Origin of the sequence: Cupriavidus sp. UYPR2.512 (assembly GCF_000379565.1) — a bacterium.
Taxonomy (GTDB): domain Bacteria; phylum Pseudomonadota; class Gammaproteobacteria; order Burkholderiales; family Burkholderiaceae; genus Cupriavidus.
The window spans coordinates 1-2,270 of sequence record NZ_KB903026.1 but is presented as its reverse complement, the minus strand read 5'-3'; the positions used below and the strand labels follow the sequence as shown (position 1 = coordinate 2,270).

Genomic DNA, 2,270 nt, shown 5'->3' with positions numbered 1-2,270 from the left:
CATTCAGGCAATTCCGCCGACCGCGGCTGCTCCACGCGTAAGGGCAGATCCAGCCCCGGGTCAGACAGCGCGGCAAATCTCTGGTGCAGCCGGCTCCCCAGGCCGCCCGGGCCTGACCGTTTGCCAAGCGTGCGTCGAAGTATGTCGCGCACCTCCTCCTCCATGGAGCGGCCGTTCTGCGCGGCCTCGATGCGAAGCCGTGCCTTCAATTCGTCGTCAATGTTTCGAATAGTCAGCGTCGCCATGATCGAGTCTCCATGCTTGCACTGACTGCAATGCTAGCATAAAGGAGGAGTCCTTGCCTGGCGGGCATTCACAAAGCGCCTAATTATTCATTTAACGAATTCTGACCAACTAAACCAAGTGCCGACAGGCGCTCAATGAGAGAAGCGTATAGAACCGGAGGCGGCCGTTCGGTAGGGGTTCGCTATCGGACCTTATCGCCCCGCCCCACTCTGCCCGCAAAGCGCGGAGTGCAACGGCAGTAGCTGTTAAGGATTGTTGGATGCCTGTCCTCGCCTGCAGGACTGTGAGAGGCAGGGCGCGTGTGGGCAGGCGTCGAACAATCCTCGAGGGAGGAAACCGCGGAGTGGACCGATGCGGCGTGTTGGGCTATGGCGATTCAAGCGTTTGCTCGATCAGCAGAGCCTGGGAATGTCGGACGACGTGTGGCGTAGAGCGGACCTAGGCGTGACGGGAGATGGCGGCAACTCTGGACTGTTAGGACGCCGCGAGCGTGCATGAGGCGGTCTGGGACAGCGCGCACGAGTGTCCGCTTGCGGCTCCGGTCTCCAGAGAGCCGACGGTTGAGTTGGATACGTAGGACATGTGGGGTCATGCGAGGGCTCGCTGCGGTGGCGGTCCGCGGATGCAGGCACTGCGCGGGATGACCTCAATGATGAGCATCGGTGCGCCACAATGCAGGCAGACGAAGGGCGTGGGCATCGCGAGATCGGTGTCGCCAGGGGGAGCGGTGACTGGGGGCGTGGCATCCAAGAGCTCACGCGCCCTGGCCAGGTTCGCGCGGCGAACTGGGTTGGCAAGCAGCCCATAGTGCCGACCCTCTTGGTAGGCCTGCTCGGCTTGCTCGCCGGCTGCACGCTCCAGATCCCGGACGGACTTCAGATTGTAGGCGGCGGCAGACCCCTTGCGGCTACCGCGACGCGCAGGAGGCATGCCTGCCTGCAGTTCCAGCTCACGGGTCTTTCGCGCAGTCAGCGCTGGGCGATCCCAGGCGAAGGATTCGTTACGCGTGAGGACGTGCCAGACGATGATCGCCAGCTTGCGTGCCGTGGCAACAGCCGCGATCTGCTGACCGCGACGATCGCGGACACGTAGGAAGAAGGCTCGCACGGGGCCGGCCGTTTGGGCTGCGGCCCAGGCAGCCTCGACCAGCATGGCACGCGCATAGGAACGTCCGCGCTTGCTGATGTGTCCGTGCTTTGCTGGTTGCGGGCCGGACTGGTAGACCGAAGGATTGAGGCCAAAGTAGCTGACCAGTTTCTCCGGCGAGCGAAAGCGAGCGATATCGCCGATGGCCGAGATCAACCCGATCGCCACAGTGGTGTTGATGCCGGTGATGGTCAGCAGCTTGCGCAGCCTGTCGTCCTGAATAGCGGATTGGGCCAGGACGCGCTCAACCTGCTGCAGATTCTCTGCCAGCCTGTCGACGACCTGATTCTCGATGCGCCGGAACCGAAGCGGCCTGGCTTTTGATGAGGTTGAACCCAAAAAGGCCGATACGTGGCGGGAGGCATTAACTATTGCCTTTCGCCAGACCAGCCTTTGCCAGGTCAAACCTCTCGCCTACCGTTCACGAGCCTCCGCGACACCAGCCGCTGCGTATGCATTATGCTTGAGTCTTCATAGAACTCTGCGAGCTAACTGAGCCGCATCCTTCTGTTACCCCACCCTAGGCATATTTACGGTGCCATGGTTACGCGATAGATTACCGGAATCTCGTCAACAAGAAGAACAAGCCGTGCAGGAAAAACTCTACCTTGTCTTTGAAAACCTGGGGGAGCGGCATTCTATCGACCCGGCCCAGCTCGATACATGTTCGAATGCTGCTAGGGTACGGCTGGATGCGCACCATACTGCTCCAGTAGAGTTTCAGATGGAGTCAGAAGGTGTTGCGAAGACATACGCGTTGAAATGGGCGCCTGTGGACAACATGTATCCGCCGTCATCTCCGGCCGCTGTATGTCGCGCTCGACTTCGCCGGCACTAATCCGGAAAGCCCGTGGCTCGCTGCATTGTCCTGGGCCAGG

At 61.1% G+C, this 2,270-nt stretch carries 1 protein-coding gene and 1 pseudogene; both read right to left on the bottom strand.

All coding sequences use genetic code 11. The annotated features are described in order from the left end of the window. The coding region (locus A3A5_RS0118310) for a hypothetical protein (RefSeq protein ID WP_018311996.1) at positions 1–245 on the bottom strand (245 nt) is incomplete at its 3' end. A gap of 589 nt (positions 246–834) precedes the next feature. After that, positions 835–1,671 (bottom strand): annotated as a pseudogene (locus A3A5_RS44910) (transposase); the annotation flags it as partial. Between the last annotated feature and the right edge of the window lie 599 nt (positions 1,672–2,270).